31 protein-coding genes are annotated in these 15,492 nt (G+C 63.3%); 11 read left to right on the forward strand and 20 right to left on the reverse strand.

Features of this window, described 5'->3' with window-relative positions; translation table 11 throughout:
* Positions 1-15 precede the first annotated feature (15 nt).
* From KF941_RS14065 to KF941_RS14160, 20 genes are all read right to left on the reverse strand, one after another.
* Positions 16-1,023: a tyrosine-type recombinase/integrase gene (locus tag KF941_RS14065; RefSeq protein WP_214273711.1), complete on the reverse strand. Its 1,008-nt coding sequence runs from the start codon at positions 1,021-1,023 to the stop codon at positions 16-18.
* The gene (locus KF941_RS14070; protein WP_155987319.1) at positions 1,020-1,184 is read right to left on the reverse strand and encodes a hypothetical protein; all 165 of its coding nucleotides are present in this window, start codon (positions 1,182-1,184) and stop codon (positions 1,020-1,022) included. Before KF941_RS14070 ends, KF941_RS14065 begins: the two co-directional genes overlap by 4 nt.
* A complete protein-coding gene (locus KF941_RS14075; protein ID WP_214273712.1) occupies positions 1,185-1,667 on the reverse strand; it encodes a hypothetical protein in 483 nt (160 codons plus the stop codon).
* Positions 1,660-1,992: a hypothetical protein gene (locus KF941_RS14080; protein ID WP_214273713.1), complete on the reverse strand. Its 333-nt coding sequence runs from the start codon at positions 1,990-1,992 to the stop codon at positions 1,660-1,662. The genes KF941_RS14075 and KF941_RS14080 overlap by 8 nt, the downstream gene beginning before the upstream one ends.
* A gap of 190 nt (positions 1,993-2,182) precedes the next feature.
* Positions 2,183-2,707 carry a hypothetical protein gene (locus tag KF941_RS14085; RefSeq protein ID WP_214273714.1) on the reverse strand — a complete coding sequence of 175 codons (525 nt, stop codon included), beginning with the start codon at positions 2,705-2,707 and terminating at the stop codon, positions 2,183-2,185.
* Positions 2,700-3,263 carry a hypothetical protein gene (locus tag KF941_RS14090; RefSeq protein WP_214273715.1) on the reverse strand — a complete coding sequence of 188 codons (564 nt, stop codon included), beginning with the start codon at positions 3,261-3,263 and terminating at the stop codon, positions 2,700-2,702. Before KF941_RS14090 ends, KF941_RS14085 begins: the two co-directional genes overlap by 8 nt.
* Entirely contained in the window at positions 3,256-4,470 is a 1,215-nt protein-coding gene (locus KF941_RS14095; protein WP_214273716.1) for a hypothetical protein, read from the reverse strand. Before KF941_RS14095 ends, KF941_RS14090 begins: the two co-directional genes overlap by 8 nt.
* On the reverse strand, positions 4,460-4,810 hold the full coding sequence (locus KF941_RS14100; RefSeq protein WP_214273717.1) for a hypothetical protein: 351 nt from the start codon (positions 4,808-4,810) through the stop codon (positions 4,460-4,462). Before KF941_RS14100 ends, KF941_RS14095 begins: the two co-directional genes overlap by 11 nt.
* The gene (locus KF941_RS14105) at positions 4,807-5,424 is read right to left on the reverse strand and encodes a pentapeptide repeat-containing protein (protein WP_214273718.1); all 618 of its coding nucleotides are present in this window, start codon (positions 5,422-5,424) and stop codon (positions 4,807-4,809) included. The genes KF941_RS14100 and KF941_RS14105 overlap by 4 nt, the downstream gene beginning before the upstream one ends.
* A 54-nt stretch (positions 5,425-5,478) precedes the next feature.
* Positions 5,479-5,730, reverse strand: a complete 252-nt coding sequence (locus KF941_RS14110; protein ID WP_214273719.1) for a DUF2312 domain-containing protein — start codon at positions 5,728-5,730, stop codon at positions 5,479-5,481.
* Positions 5,731-5,826: 96 nt separating this feature from the next.
* Positions 5,827-6,912, reverse strand: coding sequence for an AAA family ATPase (locus tag KF941_RS14115; protein WP_214274587.1), 1,086 nt, complete (start codon positions 6,910-6,912; stop codon positions 5,827-5,829).
* Positions 6,909-7,880, reverse strand: coding sequence for a PD-(D/E)XK nuclease-like domain-containing protein (locus tag KF941_RS14120; RefSeq protein ID WP_214273720.1), 972 nt, complete (start codon positions 7,878-7,880; stop codon positions 6,909-6,911). Before KF941_RS14120 ends, KF941_RS14115 begins: the two co-directional genes overlap by 4 nt.
* Positions 7,877-8,434 (reverse strand): HNH endonuclease, encoded by a 558-nt coding sequence (locus tag KF941_RS14125; RefSeq protein WP_214273721.1) that lies wholly within the window; start codon positions 8,432-8,434, stop codon positions 7,877-7,879. Before KF941_RS14125 ends, KF941_RS14120 begins: the two co-directional genes overlap by 4 nt.
* A gap of 103 nt (positions 8,435-8,537) precedes the next feature.
* Positions 8,538-8,840: a hypothetical protein gene (locus KF941_RS14130; RefSeq protein WP_214273722.1), complete on the reverse strand. Its 303-nt coding sequence runs from the start codon at positions 8,838-8,840 to the stop codon at positions 8,538-8,540.
* The gene (locus KF941_RS14135; RefSeq protein ID WP_214273723.1) at positions 8,840-9,148 is read right to left on the reverse strand and encodes a hypothetical protein; all 309 of its coding nucleotides are present in this window, start codon (positions 9,146-9,148) and stop codon (positions 8,840-8,842) included. Before KF941_RS14135 ends, KF941_RS14130 begins: the two co-directional genes overlap by 1 nt.
* Positions 9,145-9,339, reverse strand: coding sequence for a hypothetical protein (locus KF941_RS14140; protein WP_214273724.1), 195 nt, complete (start codon positions 9,337-9,339; stop codon positions 9,145-9,147). Before KF941_RS14140 ends, KF941_RS14135 begins: the two co-directional genes overlap by 4 nt.
* Positions 9,340-9,562: 223 nt before the next feature.
* Positions 9,563-10,156, reverse strand: a complete 594-nt coding sequence (locus KF941_RS14145) for a hypothetical protein (RefSeq protein WP_214273725.1) — start codon at positions 10,154-10,156, stop codon at positions 9,563-9,565.
* A gap of 3 nt (positions 10,157-10,159) precedes the next feature.
* Positions 10,160-10,396 carry a hypothetical protein gene (locus tag KF941_RS14150; protein WP_214273726.1) on the reverse strand — a complete coding sequence of 79 codons (237 nt, stop codon included), beginning with the start codon at positions 10,394-10,396 and terminating at the stop codon, positions 10,160-10,162.
* Entirely contained in the window at positions 10,393-10,659 is a 267-nt protein-coding gene (locus KF941_RS14155; RefSeq protein ID WP_214273727.1) for a hypothetical protein, read from the reverse strand. Before KF941_RS14155 ends, KF941_RS14150 begins: the two co-directional genes overlap by 4 nt.
* A 134-nt stretch (positions 10,660-10,793) precedes the next feature.
* Positions 10,794-11,141 carry a helix-turn-helix transcriptional regulator gene (locus KF941_RS14160; RefSeq protein WP_214273728.1) on the reverse strand — a complete coding sequence of 116 codons (348 nt, stop codon included), beginning with the start codon at positions 11,139-11,141 and terminating at the stop codon, positions 10,794-10,796.
* 77 nt (positions 11,142-11,218) lie between these two features.
* On the opposite strand from KF941_RS14160, the gene KF941_RS14165 reads away from it, so the two are divergent.
* From KF941_RS14165 to KF941_RS14215, 11 genes are all read left to right on the forward strand, one after another.
* Positions 11,219-11,431 carry a hypothetical protein gene (locus KF941_RS14165; RefSeq protein ID WP_214273729.1) on the forward strand — a complete coding sequence of 71 codons (213 nt, stop codon included), beginning with the start codon at positions 11,219-11,221 and terminating at the stop codon, positions 11,429-11,431.
* A complete protein-coding gene (locus tag KF941_RS14170) occupies positions 11,428-11,769 on the forward strand; it encodes a hypothetical protein (protein WP_214273730.1) in 342 nt (113 codons plus the stop codon). Before KF941_RS14165 ends, KF941_RS14170 begins: the two co-directional genes overlap by 4 nt.
* A 117-nt stretch (positions 11,770-11,886) precedes the next feature.
* Positions 11,887-12,216, forward strand: a complete 330-nt coding sequence (locus KF941_RS14175) for a hypothetical protein (protein WP_214273731.1) — start codon at positions 11,887-11,889, stop codon at positions 12,214-12,216.
* Positions 12,216-12,590 (forward strand): hypothetical protein, encoded by a 375-nt coding sequence (locus tag KF941_RS14180; protein ID WP_214273732.1) that lies wholly within the window; start codon positions 12,216-12,218, stop codon positions 12,588-12,590. The genes KF941_RS14175 and KF941_RS14180 overlap by 1 nt, the downstream gene beginning before the upstream one ends.
* On the forward strand, positions 12,587-12,787 hold the full coding sequence (locus tag KF941_RS14185; protein ID WP_214273733.1) for a hypothetical protein: 201 nt from the start codon (positions 12,587-12,589) through the stop codon (positions 12,785-12,787). The genes KF941_RS14180 and KF941_RS14185 overlap by 4 nt, the downstream gene beginning before the upstream one ends.
* A complete protein-coding gene (locus KF941_RS14190) occupies positions 12,784-13,326 on the forward strand; it encodes a hypothetical protein (RefSeq protein WP_214273734.1) in 543 nt (180 codons plus the stop codon). Before KF941_RS14185 ends, KF941_RS14190 begins: the two co-directional genes overlap by 4 nt.
* On the forward strand, positions 13,323-13,694 hold the full coding sequence (locus KF941_RS14195) for a hypothetical protein (RefSeq protein WP_214273735.1): 372 nt from the start codon (positions 13,323-13,325) through the stop codon (positions 13,692-13,694). Before KF941_RS14190 ends, KF941_RS14195 begins: the two co-directional genes overlap by 4 nt.
* Positions 13,691-14,569 (forward strand): hypothetical protein, encoded by an 879-nt coding sequence (locus tag KF941_RS14200; protein ID WP_214273736.1) that lies wholly within the window; start codon positions 13,691-13,693, stop codon positions 14,567-14,569. The genes KF941_RS14195 and KF941_RS14200 overlap by 4 nt, the downstream gene beginning before the upstream one ends.
* The gene (locus KF941_RS14205) at positions 14,481-14,954 is read left to right on the forward strand and encodes a hypothetical protein (RefSeq protein WP_214273737.1); all 474 of its coding nucleotides are present in this window, start codon (positions 14,481-14,483) and stop codon (positions 14,952-14,954) included. The genes KF941_RS14200 and KF941_RS14205 overlap by 89 nt, the downstream gene beginning before the upstream one ends.
* Before the next feature lie 8 nt (positions 14,955-14,962).
* Positions 14,963-15,169, forward strand: a complete 207-nt coding sequence (locus tag KF941_RS14210; protein ID WP_214273738.1) for a hypothetical protein — start codon at positions 14,963-14,965, stop codon at positions 15,167-15,169.
* Positions 15,169-15,492 (forward strand): hypothetical protein, encoded by a 324-nt coding sequence (locus KF941_RS14215; protein WP_214273739.1) that lies wholly within the window; start codon positions 15,169-15,171, stop codon positions 15,490-15,492. The genes KF941_RS14210 and KF941_RS14215 overlap by 1 nt, the downstream gene beginning before the upstream one ends.

Consider the following 15,492-nt stretch of genomic DNA (forward strand, 5'->3'; position numbering starts at 1 on the left):
TCCGAATATGCCGTTTCAGACTGCATTTCCCGATTCGCGCTTCGTTCGCCGTGCGTTCTGGGCCTCTCTGGCCTTCGCGCGCATGTCGGCTTTCCGGCTGTAGTGGCGCGCCATTTGCTCGCTCGAATGGCCCGTGATTGCCATCACATGCTCGATGCTCATGCCCGGCAGGCTGGCAATTTCGGCGGCGGCGGAATGGCGCAGAGCATGTATGTCCCAAGCCATGGCGTCGATCTTGACCCGCACCTCCGTCACCAGCTTGTGGGCGAACGAGTAGCTGCACGGCCGGCCGTTTGGCTGCGCTATGATTGTCTCGCCCTGTCGTGGCGTCTGTTCGAGGATAGCGGCCAGCCCATCGGTGAAGGGCACGAAGATGCCCGCCCCGGTCTTTTGCTGCCGAACCCAGATCCCGCCGTCCTCAATATCATCCCAGCGCATTTTCAGCACATCCCCGATTCGCTGGCCGGTCCCCAGCAGCATCTCGAAGATGAGCAAGGGCAGCGGGGCGGCTGCCTCTCTGAACGCCTTTATCTTCGCCTCCGGCCACGGCTCGCGCGGTGGGCGCAGGCCCTTGAGCTTTTCGACCCCCTCGGCCGGGTTGCGGTCCAGCCAGCCGATTCGGACGCCATGCGCCAGCAGCGTGGATAGGGTGCCGATCTTTCGGTTGGCATCGGTCGGCGTGTCTCGCAGCGCGTCCCGCATCTCGTAGATATGGGCGGTGCGCAGCGTAGCCGGATCGACGTGACCCGCAACCTCTTCCAGGTAGCCGAAATGCCGACGATAGGACTTCTTGGTGTTTTGAGCGAGAGCGGGCCAGCGTTCGGATTCCATGTATTTCTGGATCAGGCCCTTGATCGTGCGCCTCGGAGCAGGCGGCCGGCCGCGCATCAGCAGGGCATATTCCGCGGCAAACTCTGCCGTTCCAGGGGCAGTATACATCCGCTGGGTATTGCCCCAACGGCAGAAGTAGAGATAGCCACGCTTCCCCTTTGCATAGACATATGCCGGCAAAGAGCGCTTCACTTCTTGCGGCTCCAATTGATCAGGTCGGCGGGCAGAGCATCCTTCGGCGTCTCGAATATCAGTTCGATCTTGTCGCCCTCGGCCTTGGCGCCGGCCACGATATAGCCGGCTTCCTTGCTGGCGATCAGCATGCGCTTGAGCGTGGTTTCCGGCCTCCCCATCTACGCCTCCCTCTGTGCGGGGCTGACCGGCTCACGCCATAGCCGCTCGTCTGCCTCGGCCTCTGACCACGGTTTCAGCCCGGCTGCCTCAAGCGCGGCTCGGTTTTCCGGCGTGTCCTCGACCTTGGTAATCTGCCAGCTATCGCCAATTCCGCCTGTCCAGTGCTTGCTCTCAAGCGATTGGCGCAGATCGTCATAGCCCTTAAAGCGCAGGCAGTAGCCCTCATGCGCCCATGCGCCGTAGCTTTCGCGGAAATAGTAGCGGTCGCTCTCGACAAGCTGCTGACGGTGGACGGCGCGGGGATCGACCTTGGTGATGTGGCCGTTCTTTCGGTTGCGCCAGACCATGTGACCGTTGGCGTTCAGCACGTCCAGCACCTGCTTGTGCGTCATGCCGGCATACTTCGCGACCTCGCTGATCGTCGCGGTGTCCTTGAATTTCAGGACGGCGCGTATCGCTTCAAGAACCGGGCGCTCACTCATCCCCGCTCTCCCTCTGCTGGCGGTAGGCGCGCAGGATGGCGAGCAAGAGGGCGCGGGCCAGCGTGGGGCCTTGCGATCCGTGCTGCTCACCGATTTCACCGCGCGGCCAGACTGCCGCGTGAATGTTCCCGTCATCGTTTTCGAGCGTGACACTCCACCCCGGCAGCAGTGCCTCATGCAGCGCCATGGCGGCGTCGAGGGAGCCTCTATCAATCACATCCCAGGCGTGGACCCAATCATCGCCGAACAGACGAAATAGAGTTCCGTCATTGCGATTGGGTTCCCCTCGTTCAACAGCCCCGATCAGCTTATCCAGCTCACTCATCCCCGCCTCCCTGTGCGGTGCGGCGGGGGTCGGACGCGTGACGCAACGCCTCATACATCCACTTTGTCACATGCATCACGCGTCCGACGCGCACGGCATTATTGTCCGTGACAATGTGTTTGGTCCCGTTCGGTTCAGTTATTTCGGTGCCCGGATCGACCACCTTAATTGTGACGGCTGCCCACATCCCTCACGCCCTCCCGTCGCTGGCAAGGGCGGCGCGAGCGGCTTGCAATTCCGCGATCATCAAAAGGACACCATCCGGGTTTGCCGCTGCGATGTATTCCGCGACACCGCTCAAATGGCCTGGGATCGCTGCAATTGCTTGGCGCCCCCTCCCTTCGCCATCATTTCCAGAGACGTGGACCCATTTATCTCCAAACAGAACGCGCCCGATCTCCCATTGATACCGGCCGAAATGGCTCGGCATCGCCGCCACGGCAGCAACTATAGCCGAAATACGGGTGTCCAATGGCTCGTCTTTCGCGGCCGCTATCCGCGCCATGAGATCGGGGAAGCGGTTATTATTATTCCGCAGCCGTTCGTTCTCCGCTTCCAGCCTCTCGCACCGCTCGATTGAGGCGGATAGCTGGTCCAGAACAGCATAGGCGTCACCGGACTCGGTTGGCACGTTCCCGCAGGCGCAGGACACGCACCAGTCAGCCCATGCCCGCAGCTCTTTCACGTGATCGCGGGCCTTGTCGTGGTCAGTCATGGCTGGTCTCCGTGCGGGCGAGGATGGCGGCTGCGATGATCCGAGCGGTGTCTGCTTTTTGATCCAGCAGGGTTATGTTTCGGAGGGGTAACGCCTTTTGGGCCTCGTATGCTTGTGCCCGATTCTCAGCGATCTCGGCGCACGCCTGCCGCTCGGCCAGCACGGCCGCATCCACCGCCCGCTTGAGGGCGTCGGGGTCGGACACGCGAGGCAGGGCGCGGATTTCTTGCCGCAAATTGCTAGGCACGACCAGCTCCGCACACCGCTCGATGGTCTCGGCCTCGATGGCGGCAGCTTGGGCTTCCATCTGTCGGGCGGACTTTTGCCATGCGGCGTTTTCGATGGTCAGGTATTCGTTGCGGGTGATCTGGGTGTGATACAGGTCGCTTAGCCGCTCGTTCTCGGCTTTCAGTGCGGCGTTCTCCTGGGCAAGGGCGTCGTAGTCGGAGGCTCGGACCCATCGGCCCCACGGATCTCTGACCGGGACGCACTTGTCATCCTCGGCCTCCATGACATAGCGCTCCACCACCTCCGGGGTGATCTGTGCATCAGTCATGGCTCTCTCCATTGGCGAGTGCGCGAAGGGCAGCGATCACTTCCTTGCGGCTGACAAAGCCTTCCACCAAAGCGACGGGGAGCAGCGGCAAGGCCATAATCGCCGCTATAGCATCCTCGACTGCGATCCCCGGTGCAGGCGCGGCGGGGTGGGCTCTAACGTAAACCTCAACATCTCCGTAGCCGCCGCACGTTTTGCACTGCGGATCAGGTCCGTATCGCGTAACACAATGGCATTTTTCCATTTCAGAGGGGAACAGATGCGGATAGTTTCTGCGGGCTGTTCCAATGGGGTCGGCGTCCCCGTCAACTGCCATACGAGCAACCGCCTCGTAGTCAGTTCTAGGCGGCTGCCATTCCATCGCCTCCGCGATCCCCGGTGCAGGCGCGGCGGGGTGGGCGGCAATGACTTCTCGGGCGAGAACAGGATTTCGGTGGGCGGGCTTCCGAGGACAAGCACGATAAAATCCATGGTCCATAACAATCCACCACTCGCGGCCAGCCGCCTCCGTCTGCGCGGCGTCGGGCGCAAAGGAAGCGGCGATATAGGGGTTTTCGCGCGCAAGGATGGCCTCGCAGATATGATAGTTAGCAACGACTTCGGTTGCCGATTTCAGCCCCGCCTCGAAAGCAACAGCGCATAGCATGGCTTGCCTCGCGGCGTCGGGCGCAGGCGTCAGAAACGTCTGCTTGATGGCCTCCTGAAGCATTGCGCCGGGGCCAAGGATCACGCCCGGCACCTCGAACGGCAGGGTTTCGATACGATCAAGTATTGCGGATACCTTTTCCAGCGCCTCTGTCGTGATGGTGTGGACTTCCTCCCCAACAGGGCCGCTGGTTTCGCAATCATCCAGCATATAATAGACTTCGCGCCCGAGTTCCTCGATCAGATCAATCAGTGCATCCGCGCCTACAGGCACCTGCCCCTCGGGCTGCGGGGCTGGCGTCAGGGCGGCGAGAGTTTCCCTTGCCAGCATGACAGCATATGTTCCGTAGCCGTCTTCTGTTTCAGGAAAGGGTCTCGAATACTCACCCTTCTGCCCTGCAATACGCTCTAGAGCATCCACCAATGCCCGCACCTGCTGGCCCGAGGCGCAGAGGTCGGAGCGGACGAACCGGGTTTTGTCGCCATCATGGGCTGCATAGGTGGACCAGCCGAACCCCTCAGCAAACGCAACGTCGATCCATTCCGGCGCATCATTCTGCATCGCTGCCTCCTTCGGTCGGGGTGATGGGGTAGAGCGTGTCCTTGACGCTGGCGATCCAGTCCTCGAACTCGCGGACGGCCTCGACAGTGGCCTGATCCTCGGGACAGGGACACATGACGCCATTGACGCTGATACCGTCGCGCAGGCCCTCGGCCTCGATAGACAGCAGGTCGCAGCCAGCCAGCAGCAGGGCGCGCATGCCGGCCTCTGCCTTGCGGTCGGCGAGGACTTCGCGGATCGCGTCAGCCGCCATGATGCGGTTGTCCCAGGTCAGCCCGGAAAGAGGGTCGCGCAGGATGTCGTCAAGTCGTTCCAGTTCTGCCGTGTCTTGGGCGCTCATTCTGCGGCCTCCGTCTCAACGGGATCGGCCGCTTTGGTAGGCTGCGCGGGGGCCATATCGATGGTCTGGAAGATCCAGCTTTTCCATTTTTTCCAGAAATCCAGCGCCTTACGACCATCCATCGCGCGGATTTCCGCATCGCTGAAATTGCGCCACGCATCGAAAGAATGCCGCTGGCATCCGATCTGCATGACATCCGAGGTGTAGCTGATCGGCCAGTCCTCGACCTGGATGTTCTTGATCCAGGGATTGAGGCCGCAAGTTCCATTCAGGTTGGCACCGCCCAGGTAGGCACCGCCCAGGTAGGCATCGCCCAGGTAGGCACCGCCCAGGTAGGCATCGCCCAGGTAGGCACCGCCCAGGTAGGCATCGCCCAGGTTGGCACCGCGCAGGTTGGCACCGCCCAGGTTGGCACCGCCCAGGTTGGCACCGCCCAGGTAGGCACCGCCCAGGTAGGCACCGCCCAGGTAGGCACCGCCCAGGTTGGCACGGGCTTTAACTGCAACTTTCACCGCCAAGCCGAGTTTGATGCTGGCGCTGGCGCTTTCGTCCGCCTCGATTTCAGCCGTGAAGATAACGGATCTGGTCCTGCGGGATTTGATTTCAAACTGCATGCGGTGCGCTCCTTTTGCGCTAGGGCCGGTCAGAACCAGTCGCCCAGGATTTCGTCAGGCCATGCCGAGGGCGGCTTTGTAGATTTCCAGCACCGCCTCTTCTTCGGCAACCTGGTCCTTGTCCTTCCGGCGCAGGGCGACGATCTGGCGCAAAGCGGGGCCGTCATATCCGCGGCCTTTTGCCTCGGCGTAGACCTCTTTGATCTGGTCCGAGATGTCGCGCTTTTCGCTTTCGAGCTGCTCGATCCGTTCCACGAATTGGCGCAGTTCCTCGGCGGCGACGGTATAGGTGTCGTTGTCCTGCATGGTTGGTTCCTCTCTGGAAAAGCCCCGGCTGGCGATGGCGAACAGGCCAGCCGGGGAGTGGTCCGCGCCCGGCGATCAGAGACGCGGCGGCAGGGTTCAGGCGGTTTCAGTATGGCTGGAGCGGAACGCGGATTCGGCCGCCTCCAGCTCGGCGCGCTGCTCAGGCGTCATGCCGTCATCATCGGCAAGGTTCGCAAACGGATCGTCCGCTACCGCCGCGGTATCGCGATCAGCGGCCGCAGCCAGGTCCTGCAATTCGGACAGGATGGACCGGGCAACCGCTGCCTTATCCGGGTTCTCCTTCCACCAGGTCCGCATCGCGTCGGTGCCGGTGCGAGCCTGCGCCCGCGCGGCGTCCAGGATCTCCTTTTGCCGCTGCGCGTCGCCCTGGCCCTTCGCCCACTCGGCCATAGCTCGGCCCGTGTCCACTCCCATCGGGCGCCGCGGGTCCAGCAGCGTCTTGAACTGGTCAGCGACCTTGATCTGGTGGACCGGGCAGCCGGGCGCCGACGGGTCGAGGATGACCATCGTCGTCATCTCGAACATCAGGTCGCCATCGCTGGCCGGGTCCCAAGGCACATCCTCGCGGCGGGTCTTGGTCTTGCGGGCGTTCTTTGCCTTGTTGCCGAATCCGCTCTGCATGACCGGCTTGGCGCGGGTGCAGATGATGATGTTCGTCTTGGCGCGCACGATGCGATCGATAAGACGCCGATAGCGCGGTTTCACCTCTGCCCAGGCGAGCTGGCTGCGCTTGTCGGCCAAAGATCCGTCTCCGCCGGTCAGGCGCTCCAGCGTCGTGGCGTGCAGGTCGAGGACCCCGCCGACGCCTTCCCAGGCGTGAGAGAAGCTGTCGAGGATCAGCACCGGCAGGCCGGCGGCCTCCGCGGCATCGATGACCTCGATCCACCGTTCCGGGCCGAACCCGACCAGGTTGCCGGCCTCGTCCACCGCCTTGAAGTCGAAATGGCACATCTCGGGGAATGCCGCCTTGTAGTGCAGCGCTCGGCGGTTCTCGGTATCGACATAGCCGATGGGCGCGCCCTTGCGGCCCGTCATCGTCTCCGCGATGCCGCGAGCCATCAGCAGCGCGGTATAGGTCTTCCCGGTGCCGGATCCGCCGGACAGCCCGATGGACAGGGTGAGAGGGTCGTTCAGTTCGGCGACCGGAATGAAGCGGATCATGCCCACGGCGTTTCTCCATGATTTTCGGGGGCCTGCCACCTGTAGGCGGCTTCAAGGACATCGCGGCCGGTGGCTTTCTTCACCTCGGCCTCGAACGTTTCACGCTCCAGCCAGCGCGCCTGGTAGAACTCGGGCAACTCCAGCTGGACGATTTCAGCGGGGTATCCCGGCCATTGTCCGGTGGTCAGGCAATGCCGCCACATTTCGCGCGCCCGGGCGGTGCGCTTGCGCGCCATGACCATGCTGTCGCCACCAAGCTGGACGACGCAGCATTCGTGCGGCGCTTCCTTTTCGACGAACACGAACCGGAACGCCCGATCCTCGCCCGTCGCGGCCTTCCACACCTCGGTATAGTGCGCGGCCTGGATGTCATAGCCATAGGCCATGATCGAGCGCATCACCGCATCCGGGCTGGCGTCGGTGGTGGTTTTCAGGTCCCAGAGCGGCTGCCGAGGATCTTCTGGCGCGTGGTCGATCATCGCGCGGCACATCACGCCGTCGATTTCCGCGATGACCGTCAGCTCCGAGCGGGCCGGCGGAAAAGCGATGTCCATGAACGCGAGCCGCGCCATGATCTCTGACGCCATGTCGTTCACCGCGTCGAACTCGTCGGATTTCACCGGCGTCATGCCGCGGGCGCGGATTTCCTCGGCCCATTCTTTCGCGGCCGTGGTGCTGGCCGCGCCGTTCTTCGCCAGCACATGCTCGGGATACGCGACGAAATCGCCACCCTTGCCCAGCACCGCCCGGTGCGCGGCCCGACCGATGTCGAAGGTCTTGCTGTCCTTGCTTTCGTGATCGGGATTGAGGCGCGGTGATGAAACCCAAGCATGCCTTGGGCTTCTGTTCAGAATAATTCTCGCCAGCGTGGAAGAAAGAGAGGGTCGCGTAGCTGGATCAGAGTGATACACCTCAGATGGGATATCGTGGATTCCTGGACCAAGGAGGCTGTTCATCATGTCTTTCATGGGTTGGACCTCGCGAACTTGCCGTGCACGTCATAAACGGCGGCGTCATAGGCCGCTCGCGCGGCCTCTATGGTGTCGAATTGCCCTAGATGCGTTTGCTTGCCGTGCAGCTTGATGGTGGAGCGCCATTTCCCTCGGCGTTTCTCCCACGAGACGCCCTTAACCCCGCTCTTGCTGTTCGACTGAACGCTTCTGTTGCGGGTGTTTTCAGAGGGGGTTGCTTCCCGAAGGTTTTCCCGTCGGTTATCAGCGCGGTCGCCATTTGAATGATCGATCTGCTCTTGCGGCCACTCACCAGTTTCGAGAGCCCAAATTACACGGTGGGCAAGGTAGGCCGTTCCCAACACGCGGCCACGGAGATATCCGTCGTCGCCCATCGCGGTGAATGCTTCCGATCCGGCATAGCGCGAATTCCAATTCGCGCACGCGTGCTGGCGTGAACGGCGAGGGGACTGCTTGAACCACTCCGACCCGCGCTGGCGCCAGAACAGCTTTCCGGTTTGGGCATCGTAGCGGAGCAACTGGCGCAAGATAGCAGGTGCAATCTGGTTCATCTGAAACCTCGTTTGAAACTGTCGCCCCTGCGGCCAGGGAGGAGGAAAGCCGCAGGGGCAGGGCGGCCGGCTGGGAGGAATGGGAGGCGCCGGCCGGTTCGGGTTATTCTTCGTCCAGCCGGTCGGCGCGCAGGCTCTCCAGCCGGGTCACGGTCATGGGGTTCAGCAGCTTCATCGCCATGTCGCGGGGCAGGTTGACCGACCACATGTCATCCCCCAGACCGCCGGTGACGCGGATCGCGATCAGCGCGCTGTGACAGCCGTAGCCGCTCACTTCGTCGTCGAAGAACGCCTCGCAGCACTCGCCGCGCTCGTTCTCCGGGTCGGTTTCCTCGGTCCACGCGTCCGAGATGTCCTCGCTTCCGCTATGCGGCGGGATGCGGTAGGGCTCGAACTGGAAGGCCATCACCAGCCCTCCTGGCTGTCGCGGATTTCCAGGCTGTCGATGTCAGCCATGCTGGCATCCACCTGCCAATCCACCAGGTCACGGCTGATCTTGTCGTCAGCCTTTTTCTCAGCCTCGGCCTTTGACCGCGCCTTGACGGTGATAGTCGCCCTGATGGGCGCGGTGCCCTCAATCTCGATGGTGAACTCACGCTCCAGGCCGGTGCCGGCATATTCATCCCAATGCCCGGCCTTCTGGAGCACGGTCTTGGCCGCGCCGAACCCCGGCATGTTCGCCAGCTCGTTCAGGTCAACCGGGTGCGGCATCACCAGCCCTCCGCGGCGCGGGCCGTGCAATCCCAGCCGTTCAGGCCGGCGCAGGCGGCGGGCCGCTGTGTTGCGGCTTCGATGAGGTGCTTGGCGAACGGGACGCCGAAGACGACGGCCGATGCCCAGAAGCCGGCGACCAGGCACGCAATCGTGCCCCAGACGACGCAGTTCTCGATGTTCAGGCGTGACATGGGATGCTCCATCTGCTGGCGCGGTGGGGTGGGGTGCGCCGTTGAGATGAAGATTGCATGGACAAATGTCCACGTCAACCGAAAAGTGGACAAATGTCCTGATAAATTGCTGCGCCCCCGATTCGCCTATGCTATCCTGCCCCTGCCGGCGCGGGGCGGCCGCGCATGAAAAAGCCCGCGCGAGGCGGGCGAGGGGGTGGAATTGCCGAGCGTTCCTTTTTGGCTAAGGCCGCTTACGTCGCCTTACTTCCTTGCGTTTCTTCTGGGGTTCGATGCGCATCTCATTCTTGACGCCCTTCTGATTGACGGTTGGGCGCTGTGCTATCTCCGTTGAGCATATGATCGGCTGTGAATAGTGATCGTTAAGATAGTCGTCTACCGCTTGATCAACCATCTGTTCAGCAGACAAGTTGCTGTTTTCCTGCTGTTTCCACTGAAGGAAAAGAGCCGCTACAGCTACCATCAGCCCCATGAAGGCGATGCCTAGGCTTGCCCACTCGCGGAACTGCTTTGCTGCTTCTGGGCTTTTCTTTCTGATCCGCGCTGCCGCCTGATGGACAGTTGCCCTGCCTGATCTGACGTCATCAACGGCCATTTTCATGGCCTCGAATATCTCCTTGGTGAAATCAGGCCCCGACCAAAGGCGAATCCCGTCTTCTAGCAGCTCTATTGTCCCTGACAGGGTGGCTGCTTGGCCGTTGCACCTCGGGCAGTTGATGTAGGATGTGCCTTCAAAGGTGAATTTCATCCCGATCCTGACCATGAACAGGCTTCCAAAAATCAGTCCGCACGAGCCGCAAACGGCAGGAAGATACATGCCTCAATCCCCTCTTTCCGCCTCGCCCCTCAACTTCTCCGCCACCTTCCGCGCGATGATCCCGGTGATCCGACTGCGCCGCCGGCCGTCCGCAACCGCCTGATACTCCCGCGCGATCAGCAGCATCTGCTCGGGTGTGGCGCCCATCGCCTGGATCGTCAGCACCACCATCGCCGCAGCCGCGTCCTGCGTAGCGGCGACCTCGGCCTTGAGGGTGGCGATGCGGGCCTCGGGGGTCATGGGCCGCCGCCCTCGGCCATTTGTCTGTCCAGGGCGCGCTGCGCAGCCATGCCGCTTCGAAAGGCAGAATCAATCACCGCGGCGACGAGCATCCCAAAGACCGCGCCCATGACGACTGCCGTGAAGAGTAACCCGGCGGCCCGCAATAAGCGCCCGTCCAGCAAAGATTCCCAGGCCATCGGCAGAAGCAGCAGCGACGATAGCGGCCCGGCGGACAGGGTGATCGCAGCGCCTACAAAAAACAATCTTTCCGCAAAGTTCACTCTTCACCTGTCCTTTTCGTCATGTCGCCCCATGAGCGAATGTTCGCTTAATGTTCTCTTTGTGGAGAGGGAATCGGAGACTTGAGAGATGAGGGACGATGAAGAACTGCGAGGTTTTGTTTCCGCCCTTCGCCTCATTGTGGAGGCTCCTGACCCTGCGTCTCGCGCTGCCCGCGTGCGGCGGCTCGCAACAAGTCCCGCTCTCCTTGGGTCAGTGATCGCCACAGAAGCACGGCTTCGGATCGAAGCTGCGCCGTGTCGTCCTGAATCATCTCGTCAAGGGTGAGCCCGAAGGCATGCGCGATCTTCACCGCATCATCAACGTTCGTCGAGGCGGGCACGCCCTTCTTGGATCGCTGCATGAACTTCGTGATCTGGTCTTTTGATACGCCGGATCGAGCAGCCAGGTCCGGGATGGACCAGCCGGTTGCGGCCAAGGCGTCTGAAAGGGCGTCGAAAAACCGCTTTGTCATGCCACGCATCTAAGCGCCCGCAAGAGATTGCCGCCACTGGACAATAGTCCGTTGACGTATAGTGGACAAAAGTCCATATTGCGGGCATGGACCGAGAACATCTCATCAAAGCGATTCAAGCGCATTCGTCGAAAACCGGGCTCGCCCCGGCGACGATTACCGGACGCGCCGCCAACAACAGTCGGCTCTATGACCGCCTGGTGAACGGCGGCGACTGCACGATGAAGATCGCGCAGAAAGTTCTGGCCTACATGGCCGAGAACCCGCCCGCCCAAACTCCCGAGGAGGCGACGCGATGACCGCTGCCGCCCCCTCTCGCCGTTCTGTTGATGATCCTTCTTCACAAGATCATCATGGGGCTATTTCGATGCAAAATGTTGCAAAATCCGTGGCTTCCGTCAGGGAGGCCACGAGGAAGAAGATTTCGGATCTGATCTGGGCCGGTTTCGGCGACGCGGGGCATACCCAGAAGGCGGTTGCCAGTGCAGCGGCGCGGCTCACGCGGATCAGCGAGCGGCAGATCATCAACTACATGCAGCGCAAGCACGACGCGCCGCACTACATCGCCGAAATCCTCGAAGACTACGTGGTGGCCAAGACCGAGCGACTCGCACGCCGAATTGGCGGTGAGCCATGAGGATGCTCCGGGCGCTGATTTTCGCCGTCACCTATCCGGTGTCGCGTATCGGGGGGGCTTTGCTCTCTCGGCTGGCCAAGAAAATGAAAAATCCTTCACGTCGAAAGGGTTGCACCCATGGCCGACGATAGCCAAACACCCCTCCCCAAATTCCAGATCACCGTCGAAACCGCGACGGGCTGTGTCACCCATGTTGTTCGGGCCGCGACCAAGCAGGCCGCGATGGAGCGGGCTCTGCGTCCGTATCCCGGTGCCCTGGTCGTCCGGGTTGACCAGCTGTCCGAGGTGGCGACCGCGCCGAAGATCCTCCGGCTCAAGCCCGCCGACCGGGCGCGGCGCGAGATGGTCGGCATCCTGCGAGGGCAGGGCTATTCGCTGGCCGACATCGCCGAGGCGCTCAACATCACCGTGGAGCGGGCGCTGGTGCTGATGGAGGCGGCGGCGTGATGGATCAGCTCTCCCTGTTCGATGCCCTGCGCCAGCCGCCCGTCATGCGCCCTGTAGAGCCGAGCGGAACTGTGGTGCAGGGAGAGATCGACGAGACCCTGACACTCCCGCATCCGCGTCTGGCCTGGCCTCTGGCAAGGATTGAGCTTCACCAGCACGTTGACGGGCTGTGGATGTGGTCTGTCAGCATGGCTGGAGGCGGATACAGGGTTGGTCCGAAATGGGGAAAGTTCGCGCAGTCACGCGATGATGCGCGGTCCTATGCCTGCGACGAGCTTCTGGAGAGATGTGCCCGCGTCCGGGACTGCGCATCCATCCTCATGTCTCCTGTGCAGCTAGGCCAGATCCAAGCATGGGCAAGGGGGCTGAAATGACCGCCCCCATCGACCACAAGCGCCGCTTCATCGCGGCAATCCGGACGGGCCGTCTCGACATCGGCGATGCAGCGCGGCGCGCGGGTCTGACGTTCCGGGATGCCTGCGAGGTCTGGGCCGAGGGCGTTGCCGCCAAGCGCCTGGCCATGGCCGAGGACGTGCCGGGGTTTCGGCATATCGTGGAGGTGGGGAGGTGAGCAAGCGAACACCCGGCCTTCCCCAGCGGCCGCGCGGCTTCTGGCCGACGCCCCGAGAAGCGGTGGTGCCGCTGATCCCGTATCTGCCGCCGCGGGCGCGGTATGGCGAGCCCTGCGCAGGCGATGGGGCGCTGATCAGGCATCTGCGGGATCTGTGGCCGGCGGGCCGGTGCGTCTGGGCCTCTGACCTGGAGCCGCAAGGGCCGGGCATTGAAACGATGGCCGTGGCGGATATCAAGGCAGCCGACGACGTTGACCTCTGGCTGACGAATGTTCCCTGGCCTGTCACCGGCGGAAAGGGCGACCCGGCGCTATCCATCATCAAGCACCTGATCGGCATCGCGCCGGCCTGGGTGTTGCTGCCGTGGGATTTCGCGGCCAACGGCTATTTCGGCCGCCTGATCGGGCAATGCTCCGACATCGTGCCCATAGGCCGGGTCTCGTGGCTCGGGAACGGCACGCCCGGCAAGGACAACGCGGCGTGGTATCGCTTCGACGCCCAGAACCGTTTCCCGGCGGTGGTGAGGGCACGCTCATGATTCTTCGCGTGACGCTGCCCTGGGCCAAGACTTCGGAGCTTTCCGCCAACTCGCGTCTGCACTGGAGCAAGCGCGCCCGCAGGGTGAAGGCGCAGCGCAAGATGGCCGACGCCTTGGCGCGCGAGGCCGGCTGGCACAAGGCCCGCATCCCGGCCGACGCAGAACTGCGCATGACGCTGATCTACTGCCCGCCCAGCACCGTCACCACGGTCGACGACGACAACGTGGTGACCGCGAACAAGGGCGCCAGGGACGCGCTGGCGGCGGTCCTGCGCATCGATGACGGCCGGATCAAGCTGCAAGCGCCGATCCGCGGGGACAGGTGTCGAGACGGGGCGGTGATCGTCGAGGTGGAGGTGGTCGGGTGAGCCACAAGGTTGTGACCCTCGTCTATTCGCGACGCCTCGGTTCCGCGCATCGCAAGGCGATCCTCGCCTATATGGCCGACCGGGCCAGCGATGACGGCCGGGGTGTGTTTTGCTCCAAGGGCACCATCGCCGAAGAAACCGAAATCGCACGCTCGACCGTGTTCAAGACCATCCGGGATCTTGTGTCGGAAGGGGTGCTGATCGAGGCCGGAAGCCGGGCCTGCAAGAACGGCGCGACGGTAATATACGACCTCAATCTGGAAGCCATCCGGGCCTTTCCAGAGGTCAAATGTGACCAGTCCGCCAGCCGGACCCGTCCGCCCAGCGGACCAGTCCGTGAGGTGACCAGTCCGCCAGCCGGACTAGACCAGTCCGCCAGCCGGACCCCTACCAGTCCGCCAGCCGGACCCAAACCGTCCTTAGAACCATCCTTGAACAAGGAGGCGGAGGAGGAGGGCGCGCGCGCGACTGCCGATGTCGACAAGCCCAGCCACACCCCGTCCCTCGTCGCGCAGTTGGCCGAGGCTCTCGGCTTCAACGACCCGAATGGCACCGGCTGGCCCCGGTATTGGGTCGCGGCCGATGCGCCCGTCATCGCCGGCAGGTGGATAACCGATCTGGGCCTGACCGAGGCCGAAGTGGTCAAGGTCGCCGTGGCGAACATGCGTCAGCACAGCGCGCCGGCCCACGGTCCCAAGACCCTCACTCGCCATATGCAGGAATACGCGGCTGCGAAATCCGCCCCGCCCCTCGAAATCCCCGCCCAGCCCCCAGGAGGCTCGACCCATGACCGCACAACTGCCCGTGACCGCCGCCAAGCTGCCGCCGACGACGCCCTGCAACGTCGCCTCTATGCAGCCGCGCGAGTTGACTGAACACCGGCTCGCCATCGGCCAGGCTGTCGAGGTGATCCTGCACGGCTACTGGCAGCCGAGCGAATCCGAAACCCTGCGCGCCGCGGTGCTGCGGGACTGGTGCGACACGCTAGAAGGCTGGAAGCCGGACAGCGTTCTGGCCGCCCTGCGCAAGTGGCGCAATGAGAACCCCAGCAAGCGGCCGAACCCCGGACACATCGTCCAGATGCTCAAGGAGGCGTGGGGAAAGAAGCACGTCGAGCAGGTCAGGGCCGCTCTCGCCGGGCCGGTCGAGCCCCCGAAGGAGCGGATCAGCGAGGATCGGCGCAGGGCTATCCTGGCCGAAGTTGGTTTGCGCGATCCGCTCCAGCCCAAGACCACGAACGACAATGCGCCGACCGAATGAGGACGAGCATGGCCCGACAGACCAACCAGCGTGTCCGGGACGTGTTTGGCGAGAGCGGCATCGCGGCCGAGTGGGTCGCAGCGGCCTGCGCCGGCAAGGAGGCATTCGCCACCGCGCAGATGGCGCACAAGGTCGCGACCAAGCGCCGGCTGCCCAGCAGCCATTACCGATGCCGCGTCTGCGGCCTGTGGCACATCGCAAGCCGGAGGAAATGATGGCCCCGCCCTACAAGACCGGACCCATTGACGACGCCGAGGCGTGGATCATCGCGACGCCGGACGCCACCTATGCCGAGGCTGCTCGCATGCACGGCGTGACCCACAACAGCCTGCGCGCCCGCATCTCGAACAAATACGGATCGCTCGCAGCTGCCCGCCTCATGCGCGACGCCGGGGTGCTGAAACCTGATGCGGGGCGTGTCCTGCGGCCCGTGCGGCGCTGCATGCGGTGCGGCGTGTCGGCCAACATAGATCACGGCCTGCGGATGTGCACAGCATGCCGCAAGGAGGTCGCGCAGCTTCATGACGGAGGGGTTTGA

The sequence above is a fragment of the Paracoccus sp. pheM1 genome (assembly GCF_018499825.1).
GTDB classification, from domain to species: Bacteria; Pseudomonadota; Alphaproteobacteria; order Rhodobacterales; family Rhodobacteraceae; genus Paracoccus; species Paracoccus versutus.